The sequence below is a fragment of the uncultured Polaribacter sp. genome, from assembly GCF_947503875.1.
Classification (GTDB): Bacteria; Bacteroidota; Bacteroidia; order Flavobacteriales; family Flavobacteriaceae; genus Polaribacter.
The window spans coordinates 205,981-223,766 of record NZ_CANNFH010000002.1 but is presented as its reverse complement, the minus strand read 5'-3'; the positions used below and the strand labels follow the sequence as shown (position 1 = coordinate 223,766).

The following is a 17,786-nucleotide window of genomic DNA, read 5'->3' as shown; positions in this document are numbered from 1 at the left end:
TTTAAGTTCAAAGATAAAACTAATTGTGTTAAAATTACAGTTAAGATTTTTAAGTATTTTTGCACCTATGCAAAAACAACGTGTTTTTTTATTGCTGAATGGAGATTTTCCAAAATCGATTCCAAACCTAGCTGTATACCACATAATTTGCGCAACAGATGGTGCTTATCAGCACCTAAAAAAACACCATATTACTCCAGATTTTATTAGTGGCGATTTTGATTCAATAGAAGAAATTCCAAAAAATATTGAAGTTATTACAACACCAAATCAAGAGTATACAGACTTTGATAAAATTTTAAAAATTCTTTACAAAAAAGGCTATACAAATGTTGATGTTTTTGGCGCAAGCGGAAAAGAGCAAGATCATTTTCTTGGAAATTTAAACACAGCTATTACTTGGAAAAAAAAATTAAAACTTACTTTTTTTGACGATTATGGCTTTTATTTTTTGGCAGATAATGTTACAAAATTCACAGGTTGTATTCACAAAACAGTTTCTTTAATTCCGTTTCCTAAAGCAAAAAACATCACTACAAAAGGTTTGCAATATGCTTTAAAAGGAGAAGATTTAAAATTAGGAAAACGAATTGGCACACGAAATAAAGCAATTGAAAATAACATAGAAATTACTTTTACAAAGGGTAATTTATTCATCTTCATCAACAAATAAAAACAATTAAATGGATAGAAAAATAAAACTAATTTGGGATTTTAGAGGTCCAGATGCCAAAGAAACTGCCAAACACCATACCATTCATTTAAAAGAGTTTGCCAATTTAGAAAACCTAGCTTTTCATGAAATTGACATTCAAGAAAAAAACGAAATGCTAGTTGCAGCTTTTATTACGGTAAATGAAACCGATATGAAAGTATATAGAGATGCTTTAAAACCACATCGTGGAGAAATTGCTTAAACCATTAGCTATACCAATCAACTTAAAAAAATTACAACCTCACTATAAAATTGTTTGGGATTTTCTGCATGCAACCAATGCCCAGCTTTGGCAATAGTAGTTATTTTAGAATTGGGAAAATGTGCCTCAATTAAAGGCTTTTCTTCTGCTGTAATGTAATCTGAGTTTTCTCCTTTTAAAAACAAGGTATCCTTTTCAAAAACTGTAAAAGACGGCAAAGCTTCCCCTACTTCTGGATTATTTTCTGTTAAAGATTGTAAATTAAATCTGTAATCTAAAACACCTTTTTCTTTCCAATACACGTTTTTTAACAAAAACTGTCTTACGCCAAATTCTGGTATTAAATTACTTAACTTTTTATCTACTTTTCCTCTAGTATTTTCTACAGAAAAATCAACAGAGTTTAAAGCAGCCAAAATTGCGTTATGATGTGGCGCATATTTTCTTGGAGAAATATCTACAACAATCAATTTATCTAATAATTCAGGATAAGTAACTGCAAACAACATCGCTGTTTTACCTCCCATAGAATGCCCAATAATGTTAACATTCTCTAAATTATGAAATTGTATATAATTATATAAATCTTCAACTAAAACCTCATAATTAAAAGTAGCGTTATGAAAACTTCTCCCGTGATTTCTTTGGTCTATTAAATGTACTTGGTAGTCTTCTGAAAACTGATTGCCTAAAGTTTTCCAATTATCAGACATGCCAAAATAACCATGTAAAATTAATAATGGTTTCCCTTCTCCTTTAATTGTTGAATGTAAAATAGTTTTGTTGGACATTTTTGATGGTTAGATGGTTAGATGGTTAGATGGTTAGATGGTTAGATGGTTAGATGGTTAGATGGTTAGATGGTTAGATGGAGTTTTTAAAAAAATGTAATTATAAAACGATATTCAAATAAAATTATAAACTCTTTTTCAACTTTCAAACTTCACAACTTTTCAACTTTTCAACTTTTTAACTTTTCAACTTTATAACTTTATAACTTTATAACTTTATAACTAAAAAAAACTACTTCAATCGATGCAAATACATATTTACCACATTCTCTAAACCTAAATACAAACTCTCTGCAATTAATGCATGCCCAATAGAAACTTCTGCTAGGTTTGGTATATTTTGCTTAAAAAACTGAATGTTATCTAAGCTTAAATCATGACCAGCGTTTATACCTAAACCTAAATCATGGGCTAAAACTGCAGCTTCAGTATAAGGTTTTATGGCGTTTTTATTACCAGCTTCAAACTGCGATGCAAATTCTTCTGTATACAACTCAATTCTGTCTGTACCTGTTTTTACAGCAGCCTCAATTAATTTTAAATCGGTATCTATAAATATAGAAGTTCTAATATTATTATTTTGAAATTCTTGTATTACTTCATGCAAAAAAGATTGGTGTTCAATAGTATTCCAACCCGCATTAGACGTAATAGCATCAACAGCATCTGGCACCAAAGTAACCTGTGTAGGTTTCGTTTCTAGCACTAAATCTATAAAAGATTTTATCGGATTTCCTTCAATATTAAACTCTGTAGTTACCGTTGTTGCCAAATCTCTAGCATCTTGGTATTTTATATGTCTTTCATCTGGTCTTGGATGTATGGTAATGCCCTGCCCACCAAAAGCCTCTATATCTTGAGCTACTTTTAACAAATTTGGCACATTTCCGCCACGAGAATTCCTTAATGTTGCAATTTTATTAATATTTACACTTAACTTTGCCATTGTATTAATTTAGAGTGCAAAGATAAATCATTAAAACATTTTATCCTATCTTCGTAAGGTATGAACATTACAGATTATATTTTAAATGAAATTAAACCCTTAAGTTTAAAAATTAAGGTAAATGAGGCTAAAGAACTGTTTCATAATTTTCCTATTACCCATTTTCCTGTAATAGAAAACAGTAAGCTTTTAGGTTCTTTTGCAGAAGGAGATATACATACTATAGAAAATAAATTAGAAGAGTTAGTGGCGCATGCGCATCTTTTAAATTCTTTTTTTGCCGATGAAAAAGCCACTATTTTAGAACTCCTAAAAATTTTTGCAGATAATGACACTAATATTATTCCTGTTTTAAACGAAGAAAAAGAATATGTAGGTTATTACGATTTGTGTGATGTTTTAGATGTTTTTTCTACCAGCCCTTTTATGATAGAAAATAGCGAAACTTTAATTATAGAAAATAATGAAAAAGATTATTCTATAAGTCAAATTGCTCAAATTATAGAGTCTAATGATGCTAAGGTCTTGGGGCTATATATCTCTGAAAGAAAAAACGAGATTGTACAAATTACTACAAAAATAGTAACAGCAGACATTAATGAGATTATGCACACCTTTAGAAGGTATGATTATAAAATAATTTCAACACATGAAAACGACATTTACCTAGAAGATTTAAAAAATAGATCTGACTATTTACAGAAATATTTAGAAATGTAAGACTAGTTGGTTGTTGGTTAAAATTAGAAAACACTTCTTAACATTTAACTGAAAAATATAAAATTAAAGATTAAAAAAATTGAAAAAAGTAGCAGTTTACGGACAGTCTTATTCGATATCCGCAGAAAAAGAAATAAAAATTCTTTTAGCCGTTTTAGAACAAAACAATATTGACTGTTTTATAGAAACAGCGTTTTATGACTTACTAATTAAAGGGGAAATACTAGATAAAAAGTATCCTACATTTAATCATTTTAATGATTTAGACAATACTTTTAATGTAATGTTTACCCTTGGTGGAGATGGCACAATTTTAAGAGCAATAACGTATATTAGAAATTTAGACATACCAGTTTTAGGTATAAACACAGGTAGGCTAGGCTTTTTAGCGACCATTAATAAAAACACAATAAAAGAAAGTATTGCTCACATTTTAAAAGGAGAATACACTACACAAGAACGTACTTTACTTGCCGTAGACACAGCGCCAAAATCTAGTGAAATAGCCGATTTAAACTTCGCCTTAAATGAAATAACAATCGCCAGAAAAAACACCACTTCTATGATTGGTGTAGCTACACATTTAAATAATGAATATTTAACTAATTATTGGGCAGATGGTTTAATTATAGCCACTCCAACAGGTTCTACGGGTTATTCTTTAAGTTGTAATGGCCCTGTAATTTCTCCAGATTCTAAAAACTTAATTATAACTCCAATTGCACCGCATAATTTAAACGCAAGGCCAATGGTTATTTCAGATGAAACTAGCATACAATTAGAGGTAGACTCTAGAGAAAAAGATTTTTTAATATCCTTAGATTCTAGAATTGCTACTGTTCCTCAAAACACCAAAGTATTTTTAAAAAAAGCGCCTTTTACCATTAAAAGTATTATCCCTAATAACCAATCTTTTTTACAAACATTAAGAAGTAAACTACTTTGGGGCGAAGATACCAGAAACGAAACCAACCTTTAAATTAAACTTTACAATAAATTTCTAAAAAAATAGTTATTCAAAAAAGACTGAATATTAACTTTATAAAGCAAATTCATTTCCCTATATTTGCTCGCTATTTTTTAAGATGAAAAACTGTTTTTTACTTATTATATTACTAAGTTTTAGCTCTCTAATTACAGGGCAAGTATACGAAGTTGGTGTTACCTTAGGAGGCGCTAACTACATTGGTGATGTAGGTAGCACAACCTACATTAATCCTAATGAAGTAGCAGGCAATGTTTTTTTTAAGTATAATTACAATCCTAGAATTGCCTTAAAAGCAACTTATAGTTATTTACCAATTAGCGGCAATGATTTAGATGCAGACACAGATTTTAGACAAAACAGAAACTTTAATTTTGATAATGTAATAAACGAATTGGCTGTTGGTTTAGAGTTTAATTTTTATGAATACGACGTTTATTCAGACGATAAAAGCTGGACACCTTACATAACCATAGAATTTGCTGCCTTTAATTACAGAACAGTACAAAGTGAGGTGCAACCAGGAGAATTTATTTATACGAACAACACCGCTTTTACAGCCCCAATTGGTGTGGGTTTTAAATCAAGATTATTTGGTAAGTTTGCCTTTTCTTTAGAATCGAAAATAAGATATGCTTTTCAAGACGATTTAGATTATTCTACAGACCAAATACCAGCTGTAAATGTAGAAGGAACCTCAAACGATTGGTTTGTATTTACAGGCTTTTCTCTAATTTACACTTTTGGAAGACCTGCTTGTTACACAAACGGTTTATAAATATGGATAAAAAACTACACATTAACCTAGAAAGAGTTCCCAAACATGTAGCCATTATAATGGATGGTAATGGGCGCTGGGCTAAAGGTAGAGGAATGTCTAGGGTTTTTGGCCATAAAAATGCACTTACCGCTGTAAGAGAATCTATAGAAAGTGCCGCTAAAATTGGTGTTGAAGCCATTACGTTATATGCTTTTTCTACAGAAAACTGGAAAAGACCAAAACTAGAAATAGATGCTCTAATGAGTCTTTTGGTAAGTTCTCTTAAAAAAGAATTGACAACTTTTCAAGAAAATGAAGTAGCCGTTAATGCAATAGGCAAAATAGATAGTTTACCTAATAAAGCAAGAAAAGTTTTAAAAGAAGTTATAGAAATAACTAAAAAAAATAAGAGAATTGTGTTAACACTTGCTTTAAGCTATGGCGCAAGAGAAGAAATTGTTAATGCTATCAAAAACATATCTAAAAAAGTTGTTAATAAAGAACTAACTCTAGAAAAAATAGACGAAAACACTATTAATAACCATTTATATACATTTAATTTGCCTCAAGTAGATCTAATGATTAGAACTAGTGGAGAACAACGTATTAGTAACTTTTTACTATGGCAAATGGCTTACGCCGAATTATATTTTACAAATGTACTTTGGCCAGACTTTAGAGAAAAGCATTTTTACGATGCCATAATCGATTACCAGAATAGAGAACGAAGATTTGGAAAAACAAGCGAACAAATTACAGAATAAATTTTTTATGAAATTATTTTCTGCAACAATAGTGTTTTTAGCACTATTTTTTAGTTACAATGCAAAAGCACAGGTTAAAACAGATAGTTTACCTACAGTAAAAACAGAACCTATTTCTACTCCTAACATTTCTTACGAAAAAGGAAAAGAATACATACTTGGAGGCATTTCTGTAATTGGTTTACAAAAATTTAGCGAAGAAACCGTGCGTGTTTTTACAGGACTAAGATACGGCCAAGCCTTAAGATTACCAGGAGACAAATTAACAAGCGCCATAAAAAAACTGTATGAAAGTAAACAATTTAGTAATGTAGATGTTTATTTAGCTAGAGTCGATGGAAATACAGTTTACTTACAATTAGATGTTAAAGAATTACCACAACTAAACCAAGTAACACTTAATGGCTTAAAAAAATCTAAAGCAAAAGAACTTATTAAAGAAGCCGAGTTAAAGCAAGGTGAAATGGTTACCGATAACCTAATTGTTACCACAAAAAATTATTTTAAAAAGAAGTACACAGACAAAGGGTTTTTAAAAACAAAAGTCTCTTTAGACGTAAAAAAAGACTCTTCAGATATCAATGCAGTAAACCTGTCTATTTTTGTTGATAAAGGAAAAAAAATAAAAATTAAGAACATTAATTTTACAGGTAATAATGCCGTAGGTGGCAGTGGGTTAAGAAAAGCCATGAAAAACACCAAGAAGAAATTCTTTGGACGTTTCTGGAAAAGTTCTAAGTATTTAGAAGAAGAATATCAAGAAGATTTAGAGAGTATTTTAGATAAATACAGCAGATTGGGTTACAGAGATGCACGTATTTTAAGTGAAGGAATTTCTTGGAATGATGATAATACTATAGATATAAACATCAATTTAGAAGAAGGTAGACAATATCGCTTTGGAGAAATTAAATTTGTAGGTAACAAAGAATATACAGACGAACAACTACAAAATATTTTAAGAATAGAAAAAGGAGACGTTTATAATGGTGCTGTTTTAGAAGAACGTGTTAATGGAGATAATACACCTACCTCTAAAGATATATCTACTTTATATCAAGATAATGGTTTCTTATTCTCGCAAGTAAATACCGTAGAAACAAAGGTAGAAAATGACTCGATTACTGTAGAAATTAGAATTAGAGAAGACGATAAAGCTAGAATAAAAAGAGTAACAGTAGCCGGTAATGATAAAACAAATGATCATGTTCTTTTTAGAGAGATACGTGTAAAACCAGGAGATTTATTTAGCAGAAGTGCAATAATTAGATCTATTAGAGAAATTGGGCAATTGGGGTTTTTCGACCAAAATGTTACACCAGATGTTATACCCAACTACCAAGACAAAACTGCAGATCTTAATTTTAATGTAGTAGAACAAGGTGGTAGCCAAATAGAACTACAAGGTGGTTATGGTGGTGGTGCTTTTATTGGTACGTTAGGTTTATCTTTTAATAATTTTTCTATTAAAAATATATTTAATAACGAAGCATACAAACCATTACCTATGGGAGATGGGCAAAGCCTATCTTTAAGATTACAAACTAGTAGAACATTTAGCACCTACAGCTTCTCTTTTACAGAGCCTTGGTTTGGTGGTAGAACACCAAAGTCGTTGTCGTTTTCTATTTACCAATCCAATCAATTTCAAATAAACCCACAAACATTTGATGTGGCTAGAGACCAAAGATTAGGTATTACTGGTGCTTCTGTAGGTTTAGGGCAGCGTTTAAATTGGCCAGATGACTTTTTTCAATTATCACAAACTATTTCATATCAAAGTTTTCAATTAAAAAATTACAATTTTAGAGTTGGTAATAATATTTTAAATAATGGTACATTAAATAATTTATCTTACAACTTAAACCTTACTAGAAACTCTGCAGGGCCAAGTTTAATATTTCCTACCTACGGTTCTGAATTTTCTTTTGGTGTAAAAGCAACAATCCCTTATTCTTTATTCGGAAATAAAGACTTTTCACAACCAGAAGGTTTAACAGAAGAACAACAAAACGATTTTTTAGCAGACAAATTTAAGTGGTTAGAATACTATAAATTAAATTTTAAAGGAAAGTGGTATACCTCTTTTACAGATAAATTAGTTTTAATGTCTAATGCAGAATTTGGTTATTTAGGTTTTTATAATGAAGAACTAGGGCAAACCCCTTTTGAAAGATTTTTTGTTGGTGGAGATGGTATTCCCGTTTTTCAATTAGATGGTAGAGAAGTTATAGGTTTAAGAGGTTATGAAAATAATAGACTATCTCCTGTTGAAGGTGGAACAATTTATAATAGATTTCAATTAGAACTTAGGTACTCTATAACAGATGCACCTTCTGCCTCTATTTATGCCCTTGGTTTTTTAGAGGCCGGTAACTCTTATGACAATTTTCAAGAGTTTAACCCGTTTCAATTAAAACGTTCTGCCGGTTTTGGTGTTAGAATTTTTATGCCTGCTTTTGGTTTATTAGGTATTGATTTAGGTCACGGATTCGATCCATTACCAGGACAGATAGAAAAATCTGGCTGGCAAACACATTTTATAATTGGAAGACAATTCTAGAAAAACTGTACATTTGTAACGCTAACAGTTTTTTTGGCACGGTTTTTTCTAAATAAACAACAAATGAAAAATATTTTTTATTCAATAGTTCTTTTACTTACTGTTAGTACTTCTTGGTCTCAAAGAAATCAAATAATTGCCTATATAGATATGGAATACATTCTAGAAAATGTTCCAGAATATTTAGAAGCACAAAATACTTTAGATGAAAAAGTAGTAAAGTGGAGAAAACAATTAGACAAAGAAGCACGTTTTATAGAGGTTTTAAAAACAGATTTGGCCAATGAAAAAGCGATTTTAACTAAAGATTTAATTGAAGAAAAAGAAGAAGAAATCACTTTAAAGCAAGATGAATTTAGACGTTTAGAATCTTTGTATTTTGGTCCTAATGGAGATATGTTTACTTTAAGAAAACAATTGGTAAAACCTATACAAGACCAAGTTTATAATGCCATACAAACTATAGCCGCCAGAAAAAAATATGATTTTGTATTTGATAAATCTAGTGATTTAGTAATGCTATATTCCAATAAAAAATACGATATTAGCGAACTAGTTTTAGCAACTATAGATAGAACGAGATTAGTAGATAAAAAGAAAGAAAAAAGACAAGAACAAAACAAACCAAAAGAATTATCTGCAGCACAAAAAGCTGCTGTAGCTAAAAAAGAAGAGCTCTTAGAAAAAAAGCGTTTAGACCAAGAGACTAAGAAAAAAGCCTTAGAAGAAAGAAGAAAAAAACTATTACAACAAAGAGAAGAAAAACGAGCTTTACTTAGAAAAAAGAAAGAAGTGATAAAAAAGAAAAAAGAAGAAGCTAAGAAAAAGAAAGCCCAAAAAGAAGATCAAAAATAGAAATAAGACAAGAATAATAATTAAATTAAAACAAGAATGAAAAATTTTAAAACTTTACTATTAATTGCTGTATTTACTTTAGGAGTAGCGGGTATTTCAAATGCACAAAAAATAGGCCATATAAATTACCAAAGAGTAATAGATAATATGCCAGAAACTAGAGCACTTACAGCTACTTTAGAAAAAATTGGAAAAACATACCAAAGTGAAATAGAAGGTATGCAAAAGAAATTACAAGACAAATTTCAAAAATATAGCGCAGAAGAAAAAACTCAAACTGCAGAAAATAATAAAAAAAGAGCAGAAGAAGTTCAAATGGGCAGAGTAAAGTTAGAACAAGCACAAAAAGCTGCTTACCAAGAAATGCAAGTAAAGCAAAATGAAGGCTTACAACCTATTGTTAAGAAAGCAGAAAAAGCAATACAAGACATTGCTGCAGAAAAAGGTATTTTATATGTTTTTGATGAAAAATCATTAATTGTAAAAAAAGGAGAAGATCTTTATGCTGCTGTAAAGGCAAAATTAGGTTTACTAGCAGATAAGCCATTACCACAGCAACAAGCTGGGCAATAAATCTAATTTAAAAATAAAATTTTAGAACCTACTTTTTTAAAGTAGGTTTTTTTATTTTTACTACTATGGATAGCTCTAAAAATGCCATTGGTTTTTTTGATTCTGGTGTTGGTGGTACCTCTATATGGAAAGAAGTAACTACTCTATTACCAAATGAAAATACAATATACCTTTCAGACAGTAAAAATGCGCCTTATGGAGCAAAAACCAAAGAAGAAATTATACAATTGTGTGTAAAAAATACAAGATTTCTTTTAGAACAAAACTGTAAAACAATAGTAGTTGCATGCAACACAGCAACAACAAATGCCATAAACTTTTTAAGAAAGAACTATAACATACCATTTATAGGTATAGAGCCTGCAATAAAACCTGCCTCATTAATTACAAAGACTAAAAAAATTGGCATATTAGCTACAAAAGGCACACTTAACAGCACTTTGTTCGAAAAAACAGCAAATAGTCTAAAAAATGATATTATTATTAAAGAAACTATTGGTACAGGTTTAGTAGAACTTATAGAAAATGGCAAATTGAATTCCTTGGAAATTACAACCTTATTACATACCTATTTACAACCTATGCTAGCAGAAAATATAGATGCCTTAGTGTTAGGATGCACACATTATCCGTATTTAACAAACCATATTAGAAAAATTGTAGGTACTAAAATACAAATTATAGATTCTGGTGAAGCCGTTGCCAGACAAACAAAAGCAGTACTAAATAAGCACAACCTACAAAATCAATCAAAGGCTAGTGCTAAGCATGTATTATTTATCAATAAAAATAAAGGTGTTTTAGAACAGTTAATTTCTAAAAAGCACACAACAATTATAGAGCGTGAGTTTTAAAAACTACCAAATAGTGAGTTAATATTCGGGCAAGCTGCAGCTCTAGGCTTTCTTGTCCATAAATTAAAACCTAAAGTAATTTGATGAAAACCGCTATCTGCAAATAATATTTCATTCAATTGCCTGGTATACGTGTAAGAAAACATAAAATTTTTGTAGTTAACTCCTAAAACTGGCGATAAAAAAGAAGAATTATCAACACTATTTGCATCAAAGTTTGCTCTGTAAGAAATAGCAGCCCAAAGTTGTGTGTCTTCAAAATTACGATAAGCTTTTAAGTTAAAATCCCCAAGACGCTCTTGTGTACCCTCTCTAAATTGCAACATAAAAGAAGGCTCAAATTGTAAAAAATTACCTTCACCAAAATAATAACCCGCAGACAAAATATAATTTCTTAAATCTAGTGGCTCTTGTATATTCAAATTATTTTTAGCTGTTAAAAACAAGTTTTTTACCGTAAAGTAACTAGACAAGCCACCTCTGTGATAAGCCACACTAAAATCTGCATTATAATAACTTGTACTCTCTATAATCTGACTAATTACACCTGGTCTATCTCCTGTAAAACTTCTTTGATCTGCTTGATTTTGAACGAAGGTAAATGCCAAACCAAAAGATAACTGCTCAAAAATTCTACCATCGCTTAAAGGTAAATGATAAGCATAAGCACCTTGTACACCTTGTTGCGAATGAAAACCATTTTTATCGTTAAACAACACCAAACCATAACCGGCATTTGTATCTTCTCCTAATTTTGTATGAAAACTAGCCGTTTGCAATGCAGGTGCATTAGGTACTCCAATCCACTGTTGTCTTGCTGTTAGTCTTAATTTACTAGAATTACCAATACCTGCCGCAGAAGGGTGTACTAAAAAAATATTGTCTGATAAATAATCTAAATAAATTGGCAGTGTCTGTTGCGCCTGAACTTTGACAGAAAGAAAAAAAATGCACAAAAGGCAAAATCTTATGTAAATTAACTTCATTAAAGTTATCGTTTTTAAGAAAAGAATCAAATATATTGTTTTTATTGATACTATGGAGTTTTATAATGTACTTTTAACACACTAATAAAACAATTGAATCTTTTTTTTATTGTGTTTGATTACTCTAAAAAATACTAATGACAAATTTTACCAGATGCAACTAAATCTAAAACCGGGGCTGGAGAAACATAAGGTATTCCTAAACCCAAACCCCGTATAATAAAAAGAAGACCTATACAAACTACTAAAACAGGTATTGCCTTTTGCAATTTTTTACGAAAAGCACCTTTTGTAAAGTTACCTAAATAGACTACAGAAGTCATTAATGGAATTGTTCCTAAACCGAATAAAAACATATACAAACTACCAGAAAAAGCATTTGTGGTAGCTAAAGCACCAAAAAGAGCCATATAAACCAACCCACAAGGTAAAAAACCGTTTAAAAAACCAATGGTAAAAAAAGTATCATTTCCTTTCTTTTTTAATTCTTTACCTAAAGCATTTTTAAGTTTCCCTATAATAGAAGTAAGTTTAGCAGAAAACGTTATTTTTTTAAACAATCTTGGAAAAACGATAAAAGCAATCATTAAAATACCTGCTATTATAGAAATTTGCTGTTGAAAACCAAATAAGAAAAATCCCTTTCCTAAAAACCCAAATAATAACCCAATAAGGCTATAGGTTAATAATCTACCTAAATGATAACTTAGTATTTGAAAAAAACCTTTTGTTTTATTTACTCTGTCTATTGGCATCATAAAAGCAATAGGCCCGCACATTCCCACGCAGTGGAAACTACCTAATAAACCAAATATGAGCGCAGATAAAAACATTAATACACAATTTCTTTTTTAACTAGATATTCTTTATTTTTATATTTAAAACCTATATTAATGTTCCAACGACCATCTACTAAACGTTTCTCAGGCACGAGCAAATATGTATTAGAAGTTGAAATAGGTATTTCAAAATCTAATTGTTTATTAGATGGTCTATATAGGAACACTTTTCCTTTAATTTTGTTAGGGGCAAAATCTTTAGGGAATGCTATTTGTAAACCTTTTGCAGTTCTTTGAACTGTAATTTTTTCTTTTAAATTATTGGCATTTTTTTCTGCATCAATTTCGTTTTGAAAGCCTAATTCTTTTTGGTAGTATTTCTCTGTAACCAAATCATGACTATAGGTATTGTCTGTACTCATTGTAATTACGAAATACATAATAAAGGCTATAAAACCTATAATGGCAATTACAATTCCTGTTCCCCAATTAAATTTCATAATTTTTTATTTTTTCTGTTTGATAATGAGACTTCTACTTTCGTCGAAATGATAATTTTACGGTATTCTTTATTTCTCAAAACTAACGACTGCGAACTGACCACTAATGACTACCAACTTATTTATAACTCCTTGGTCCTAGAAAATTAGTTATGGTAGTTTCTATCAATTTATCACCACTATAAACGCCTATTTCTAGTTTATCTTTATCGCTTTTTAAAGCGGATGCATTTAGTTCTATAAACAAAGTACCTTCTGCTAAACCTTGTTTTGGAACCACAAAATTATGATTAGACACCAGTTTTATTTCACCTTTATGAGATAAAATTTTATAACTCACATCTTCTATATTTTTAGATGTTTTATTAATCACTTTAAAGGTATAAACATTACTAATAATGTTATTTTCTTTTTGTTGATATAATTGACCTGGTAATCTTAAGATAGTAGCTTCCACATCATTTCTTAAAAATAACATGCCAATTAAAATACCTACCAAAATTAATAATACTGCAGAATAACCTTTCATTCTTGCTGTAAACTGAAAAGGGTTCTTTTTTGCAATATTATCTTCACTTGCATAACGAATTAATCCTTTTGGTAAATTTATGCTTTCCATTATATGGTCACATTCATCTATACAAGCCGTACAATTTACACACTCTAATTGTGTACCATTTCTAATATCTATACCTGTTGGGCAAACTACTACACATTGTTTACAATCTATACAATCTCCTTTTCCTAAGGCTTCTCTATCTTCATTTTTCTTGAATTTAGATCTTCCTTCCTCTCTTTCTCCACGTTTATAATCGTAAGCAACGTTAATGGTTTTATTGTCTAATAAAACGCCTTGTAACCTACCATAAGGACAAGCGATAATACAAACCTGCTCTCTAAACCACGCAAATACAAAGTAAAAAACACAAGTAAAAATGGTTAATGATATTAGTGTACTAACATTATCTAAAGGGTTTCCTGTGATGTAACTTATCAAAGTATCGCCACCAATTAAATAGGCTAAAAATACGTTTGCAATTAAAAAGGAAATCACAAAAAAGATAAACCATTTTAGAAGTCGTTTTCTAATTTTTTCGGCATTCCAAGGTTGTTTGTCTAAACGAATTTGTTTTCCTCTATCACCATCTATCCAGTATTCTATTTTTCTGAAAACCATCTCTAAAAAAATGGTTTGCGGACAAATCCATCCACAGAAAATACGACCAAAAATTACAGTAAATAGAATAACAAAAACTACCCCAACAATCATAGAAACCACCAACAAATAAAAATCTTGTGGCCAAAACGGAAAGCTAAAAATATTAAATTTACGTTCTAAAACATTAAACAATAAAAACTGATTACCATTAATTTTTATAAAAGGCGCAGACAGTAAAAATGCTAATAACAGGTAACTTACTAAACTTCTGTATTTGTAAAATTTACCACTAGGTTTTTTAGGAAAAACCCAAGAACGCTTTCCATCAGCAGTAATAGTACCAATACTATCTCTAAATTGTTCGTTATTGGGTGTTTCCATTTTTTAAAAAATTACTTTTCTTCTTCAACTGTATCTTCCCAGATTTCACCTTGTGGTTCTTTTGCTTTTGCAGGCGTTGTGCCTTGTAAAGACAATACATAACTAGCTACTTTTGCCATATCTGCTGCTTTTAGCGTCTTGTTCCAAGCAATCATACCTTTACCATCTCTACCACCATTAGAAATGGTGTTGAAAACGTTTTTAATTCCGCCACCTAAAATCCAGTTTTTGTCTGTTAAGTTTGGTCCTATTTGTCCACCACCATCTTTTAAGTGACAAGAAGCACAGTTTAAATTAAAAACAGCTTTACCTCTACTTAAATCTGATGCTTCTGTTAATAAGGTTACATTTTCTGCTGTAATTAAATCGGTAGCAGTGGCTTTGTATTTGCTTACTTCCATTTTTGCTTGCGCAACAGCTTTGTCATACTCCATTATTTGGTTATCGTCATTTAAAACATGAAACCTTACCAAATAGACTACTGCAAAAACCATGGTTGCATAAAACATATACACCCACCATGGTGGTAATGTATTGTCTAGCTCTCTAATACCATCGTAATTGTGGTCTAAAATAATTTCTTCTTCTTGCTCAACTTCTTTAGCTCTAGTCCATTTTGCCAATAAATTTTTAATCCACAATTTTGGATCTTCAGCAACAACGCCATCTTTTTCATTTTGTAGCTCAGTTGCTTTTTTAATGGCAATAACATTTACCATTTCTTTTAGTACAACTACTAAAATAAAACCAATTAAAGCCAACCAAACTAATGGATTCTCATAAATACTAAATGGGTTTTCGTACACCATAAACGATTTTGCAAGTGCTATAAACGTAACAATTACAAAAACTACATATATTGTAGATTGAAAAGATTTTTTCATTTTTTTTAAAGCTTAATAATTAATCTAATGGCATTTGACTTACCTTATTGATGTATTCTTTTTTAGCGGTAAACACCCACCAAAACAAGACTACAAAAAAGGTGAAAAATATAACTAACGATATTATTGGATAAATTTCTATACCAGTAATACTCTCTAAATGTCCTTTTAAAAACTTAAACATAATTTTTATTTTTTACTGATTTGTTGTTCTTCCTTTACCTTAATATCTGTTCCTAAACGTTGTATGTAAGCAATTAAAGCTACAATTTCTCTATCTTTTAATGGAATAAAATCTTTGTTATTATTTGTCATTGACGTCTTAATATCATCATCTTTCATTAAATTTTCTGCAATTTCAGAGCTTTGTAAATCCATACTTTTCATTGCACTTACTATTTCTTCTTCTGAGTAAGGTACACCTAAAGAAACCATAACTCTCATTTTATCTTGAGTTGAAGATTTGTCTAATCTATCTCTAATTAACCATTTATAAGATGGCATAATAGAACCTTCAGAAGTACTTACTGGTTCATACATATGTTTGAAATGCCAGACATCTAAATATTTTGCACCTACTCTATGTAAATCTGGCCCAGTACGTTTACTTCCCCATAAAAATGGATGATCATAAACAAACTCTCCCGCTTTAGAGTATTCTCCATAACGTTCTACTTCACTTCTAAAAGGTCTTACCATTTGAGAGTGACACCCAACACAACCTTCTCTTATGTATAAATCTCTACCTTCTAACTCTAAAGGTGTGTAAGGTTTTACACTACTAATTGTTGGTATATTAGATTTTACCAATAAAGTTGGTATAATTTGTACAGCACCACCAATTAAAATAGCTACAGTTGCATAAATGGTTAATTTTACTGGTTTTCTTTCTAACCAAGTGTGGTATGCTTCCCCTTTTGTTCTGTATTTTGGTACTTTTGGTAAAGCTGCTGCTTCTGCCAATTCATCTGTAACAGCACTACCCGCTTTTACAGTTCTAACTACATTGTACAACATTACAATTGCACCTACAATGTACATACTACCACCAATGGCACGCATCCAATACATTGGTATAATTTCGTTTACAGTTTCTAAAAAGTTACCGTAAGCTAAAGAACCATCTGGGTTAAATTGTTTCCACATAGAAGCTTGCACAAAACCTGCTACATACATTGGTAATGCATATAGAATAATACCTAAAGTACCAATCCAGAAATGTACGTTTGCTAATGCTTTAGAATATAAAGTGGTTTTAAATAATCTTGGTATCATCCAGTACAACATACCAAATGCTAAAAATCCGTTCCATGCTAATGCACCAACATGCACGTGTGCAATAATCCAATCTGAAAAGTGTGCAATTGCATTTACATTTTTAAGTGATAACATTGGCCCTTCAAAAGTTGCCATACCATAACCGGTAATTGCCACCACCATAAATTTTAAAACAGGGTCTGTTCTTACCTTATCCCAAGCACCTCTTAAGGTTAACAAACCGTTTATCATACCACCCCAAGATGGTGCAATTAACATTACAGAAAAGGCAACTCCTAAATTTTGTGCCCAATCTGGTAAAGCTGTGTATAATAAATGGTGTGGTCCTGCCCAAATGTAAATGAAGATTAAAGACCAAAAGTGAACGATAGATAATTTATAAGAATAAACTGGTCTGTTTGCTGCTTTAGGCACAAAATAATACATTAAACCTAAAAACGGAGTGGTTAAGAAAAAAGCAACTGCATTATGACCATACCACCATTGTACTAATGCATCTTGCACACCTGCGTAAACAGAATATGATTTTAACATACCAACTGGTAATGCCAAACTATTAAAAATATGCAATACTGCAACTGTTACAAAAGTTCCTAAATAGAACCAAACTGCTACATACAAGTGACGTTGTCTTCTTTGTAAGATTGTCCAAATCATGTTTACACCAAAAGCTACCCAAACCAAAGCAATGGCAATATCTATTGGCCATTCTAATTCTGCATATTCTTTAGATGATGTATACCCTAATGGAAGTGTTATAGCTGCTGCTACAATAATTGCTTGCCATCCCCAAAAATTAAAGTTACTTAAAAAGTTACTAGCCATTCTTGCTTTTAACAAACGTTGTAACGAATAATAAACACCTGCATAAATTGCGTTACCTACAAAGGCAAAAATTACTGCATTGGTGTGTAATGGTCTTAAACGACCAAAGCTTAACCAAGATATACCATCTGTTAAGTTTGGGAATAAAAACATTAAAGCTAAAAGTAAACCTACAGACATACCTACTATTCCCCACAGTAAGGTTGCGTAAATAAACTTTTTTACGATTTTATTATCGTAATAAAATTGTTGCATTTCCATAATTT

The 17,786-nt window shown here is 30.7% G+C and carries 19 protein-coding genes; 10 read left to right on the top strand and 9 right to left on the bottom strand.

Annotated features, from left to right (window positions below):
- The first annotated feature begins 67 nt into the window (after positions 1-67).
- Complete coding sequence (locus Q0684_RS03300; RefSeq protein ID WP_299012617.1) at positions 68-673, top strand: thiamine diphosphokinase; 606 nt, start codon at positions 68-70, stop codon at positions 671-673.
- Positions 674-683: 10 nt separating this feature from the next.
- Positions 684-917 carry a hypothetical protein gene (locus Q0684_RS03295; protein WP_299012616.1) on the top strand — a complete coding sequence of 78 codons (234 nt, stop codon included), beginning with the start codon at positions 684-686 and terminating at the stop codon, positions 915-917.
- A gap of 17 nt (positions 918-934) precedes the next feature.
- Here the strand turns inward: Q0684_RS03295 and Q0684_RS03290 are convergent, their stop codons facing one another.
- Both Q0684_RS03290 and Q0684_RS03285 read right to left on the bottom strand, forming a co-directional pair.
- Positions 935-1,708 carry an alpha/beta fold hydrolase gene (locus Q0684_RS03290; RefSeq protein WP_299012615.1) on the bottom strand — a complete coding sequence of 258 codons (774 nt, stop codon included), beginning with the start codon at positions 1,706-1,708 and terminating at the stop codon, positions 935-937.
- A 232-nt stretch (positions 1,709-1,940) separates the two neighbouring features.
- Positions 1,941-2,654 carry a pyridoxine 5'-phosphate synthase gene (locus tag Q0684_RS03285; RefSeq protein WP_299012614.1) on the bottom strand — a complete coding sequence of 238 codons (714 nt, stop codon included), beginning with the start codon at positions 2,652-2,654 and terminating at the stop codon, positions 1,941-1,943.
- 60 nt (positions 2,655-2,714) lie between these two features.
- On the opposite strand from Q0684_RS03285, the gene Q0684_RS03280 reads away from it, so the two are divergent.
- The 8 genes from Q0684_RS03280 (at position 2,715) to murI (ending at position 10,728) form a co-directional block, all read left to right on the top strand.
- The gene (locus tag Q0684_RS03280; protein ID WP_299012613.1) at positions 2,715-3,374 is read left to right on the top strand and encodes a CBS domain-containing protein; all 660 of its coding nucleotides are present in this window, start codon (positions 2,715-2,717) and stop codon (positions 3,372-3,374) included.
- A 79-nt stretch (positions 3,375-3,453) separates the two neighbouring features.
- Positions 3,454-4,353, top strand: a complete 900-nt coding sequence (locus tag Q0684_RS03275) for an NAD kinase (RefSeq protein ID WP_299012612.1) — start codon at positions 3,454-3,456, stop codon at positions 4,351-4,353.
- Between the two features lie 106 nt (positions 4,354-4,459).
- On the top strand, positions 4,460-5,137 hold the full coding sequence (locus Q0684_RS03270) for a DUF6089 family protein (RefSeq protein ID WP_299012611.1): 678 nt from the start codon (positions 4,460-4,462) through the stop codon (positions 5,135-5,137).
- Between the two features lie 2 nt (positions 5,138-5,139).
- On the top strand, positions 5,140-5,883 hold the full coding sequence (locus tag Q0684_RS03265) for an isoprenyl transferase (protein WP_299012610.1): 744 nt from the start codon (positions 5,140-5,142) through the stop codon (positions 5,881-5,883).
- Positions 5,884-5,890: 7 nt separating this feature from the next.
- Entirely contained in the window at positions 5,891-8,446 is a 2,556-nt protein-coding gene (gene bamA / locus Q0684_RS03260; protein ID WP_299012609.1) for an outer membrane protein assembly factor BamA, read from the top strand.
- A gap of 63 nt (positions 8,447-8,509) precedes the next feature.
- Complete coding sequence (locus Q0684_RS03255) at positions 8,510-9,301, top strand: OmpH family outer membrane protein (RefSeq protein WP_299012608.1); 792 nt, start codon at positions 8,510-8,512, stop codon at positions 9,299-9,301.
- A 36-nt stretch (positions 9,302-9,337) separates the two neighbouring features.
- Entirely contained in the window at positions 9,338-9,874 is a 537-nt protein-coding gene (locus tag Q0684_RS03250) for an OmpH family outer membrane protein (RefSeq protein WP_299012607.1), read from the top strand.
- Positions 9,875-9,939: 65 nt separating this feature from the next.
- Positions 9,940-10,728: a glutamate racemase gene (murI, locus tag Q0684_RS03245; protein WP_299012606.1), complete on the top strand. Its 789-nt coding sequence runs from the start codon at positions 9,940-9,942 to the stop codon at positions 10,726-10,728.
- Here murI and Q0684_RS03240 read toward each other — a convergent pair.
- The 7 genes from Q0684_RS03240 to ccoN all read right to left on the bottom strand — a co-directional run bounded on the left by Q0684_RS03240 (position 10,725) and on the right by ccoN (position 17,781).
- A complete protein-coding gene (locus tag Q0684_RS03240) occupies positions 10,725-11,714 on the bottom strand; it encodes a type IX secretion system membrane protein PorP/SprF (RefSeq protein WP_299012605.1) in 990 nt (329 codons plus the stop codon). The genes murI and Q0684_RS03240 overlap by 4 nt on opposite strands.
- Positions 11,715-11,848: 134 nt before the next feature.
- Positions 11,849-12,547, bottom strand: a complete 699-nt coding sequence (locus Q0684_RS03235) for a sulfite exporter TauE/SafE family protein (RefSeq protein ID WP_299012604.1) — start codon at positions 12,545-12,547, stop codon at positions 11,849-11,851.
- Positions 12,547-12,993, bottom strand: coding sequence for a FixH family protein (locus tag Q0684_RS03230; RefSeq protein WP_299012603.1), 447 nt, complete (start codon positions 12,991-12,993; stop codon positions 12,547-12,549). Before Q0684_RS03230 ends, Q0684_RS03235 begins: the two co-directional genes overlap by 1 nt.
- Before the next feature lie 118 nt (positions 12,994-13,111).
- Positions 13,112-14,533: a cytochrome c oxidase accessory protein CcoG gene (gene ccoG, locus Q0684_RS03225; RefSeq protein WP_299012602.1), complete on the bottom strand. Its 1,422-nt coding sequence runs from the start codon at positions 14,531-14,533 to the stop codon at positions 13,112-13,114.
- An 11-nt stretch (positions 14,534-14,544) separates the two neighbouring features.
- Complete coding sequence (locus tag Q0684_RS03220) at positions 14,545-15,417, bottom strand: cbb3-type cytochrome c oxidase N-terminal domain-containing protein (RefSeq protein WP_299012601.1); 873 nt, start codon at positions 15,415-15,417, stop codon at positions 14,545-14,547.
- Between the two features lie 19 nt (positions 15,418-15,436).
- The gene (locus Q0684_RS03215; protein WP_298763292.1) at positions 15,437-15,601 is read right to left on the bottom strand and encodes a CcoQ/FixQ family Cbb3-type cytochrome c oxidase assembly chaperone; all 165 of its coding nucleotides are present in this window, start codon (positions 15,599-15,601) and stop codon (positions 15,437-15,439) included.
- Between the two features lie 5 nt (positions 15,602-15,606).
- Positions 15,607-17,781: a cytochrome-c oxidase, cbb3-type subunit I gene (ccoN, locus tag Q0684_RS03210; protein WP_299012600.1), complete on the bottom strand. Its 2,175-nt coding sequence runs from the start codon at positions 17,779-17,781 to the stop codon at positions 15,607-15,609.
- Positions 17,782-17,786 lie beyond the last annotated feature (5 nt).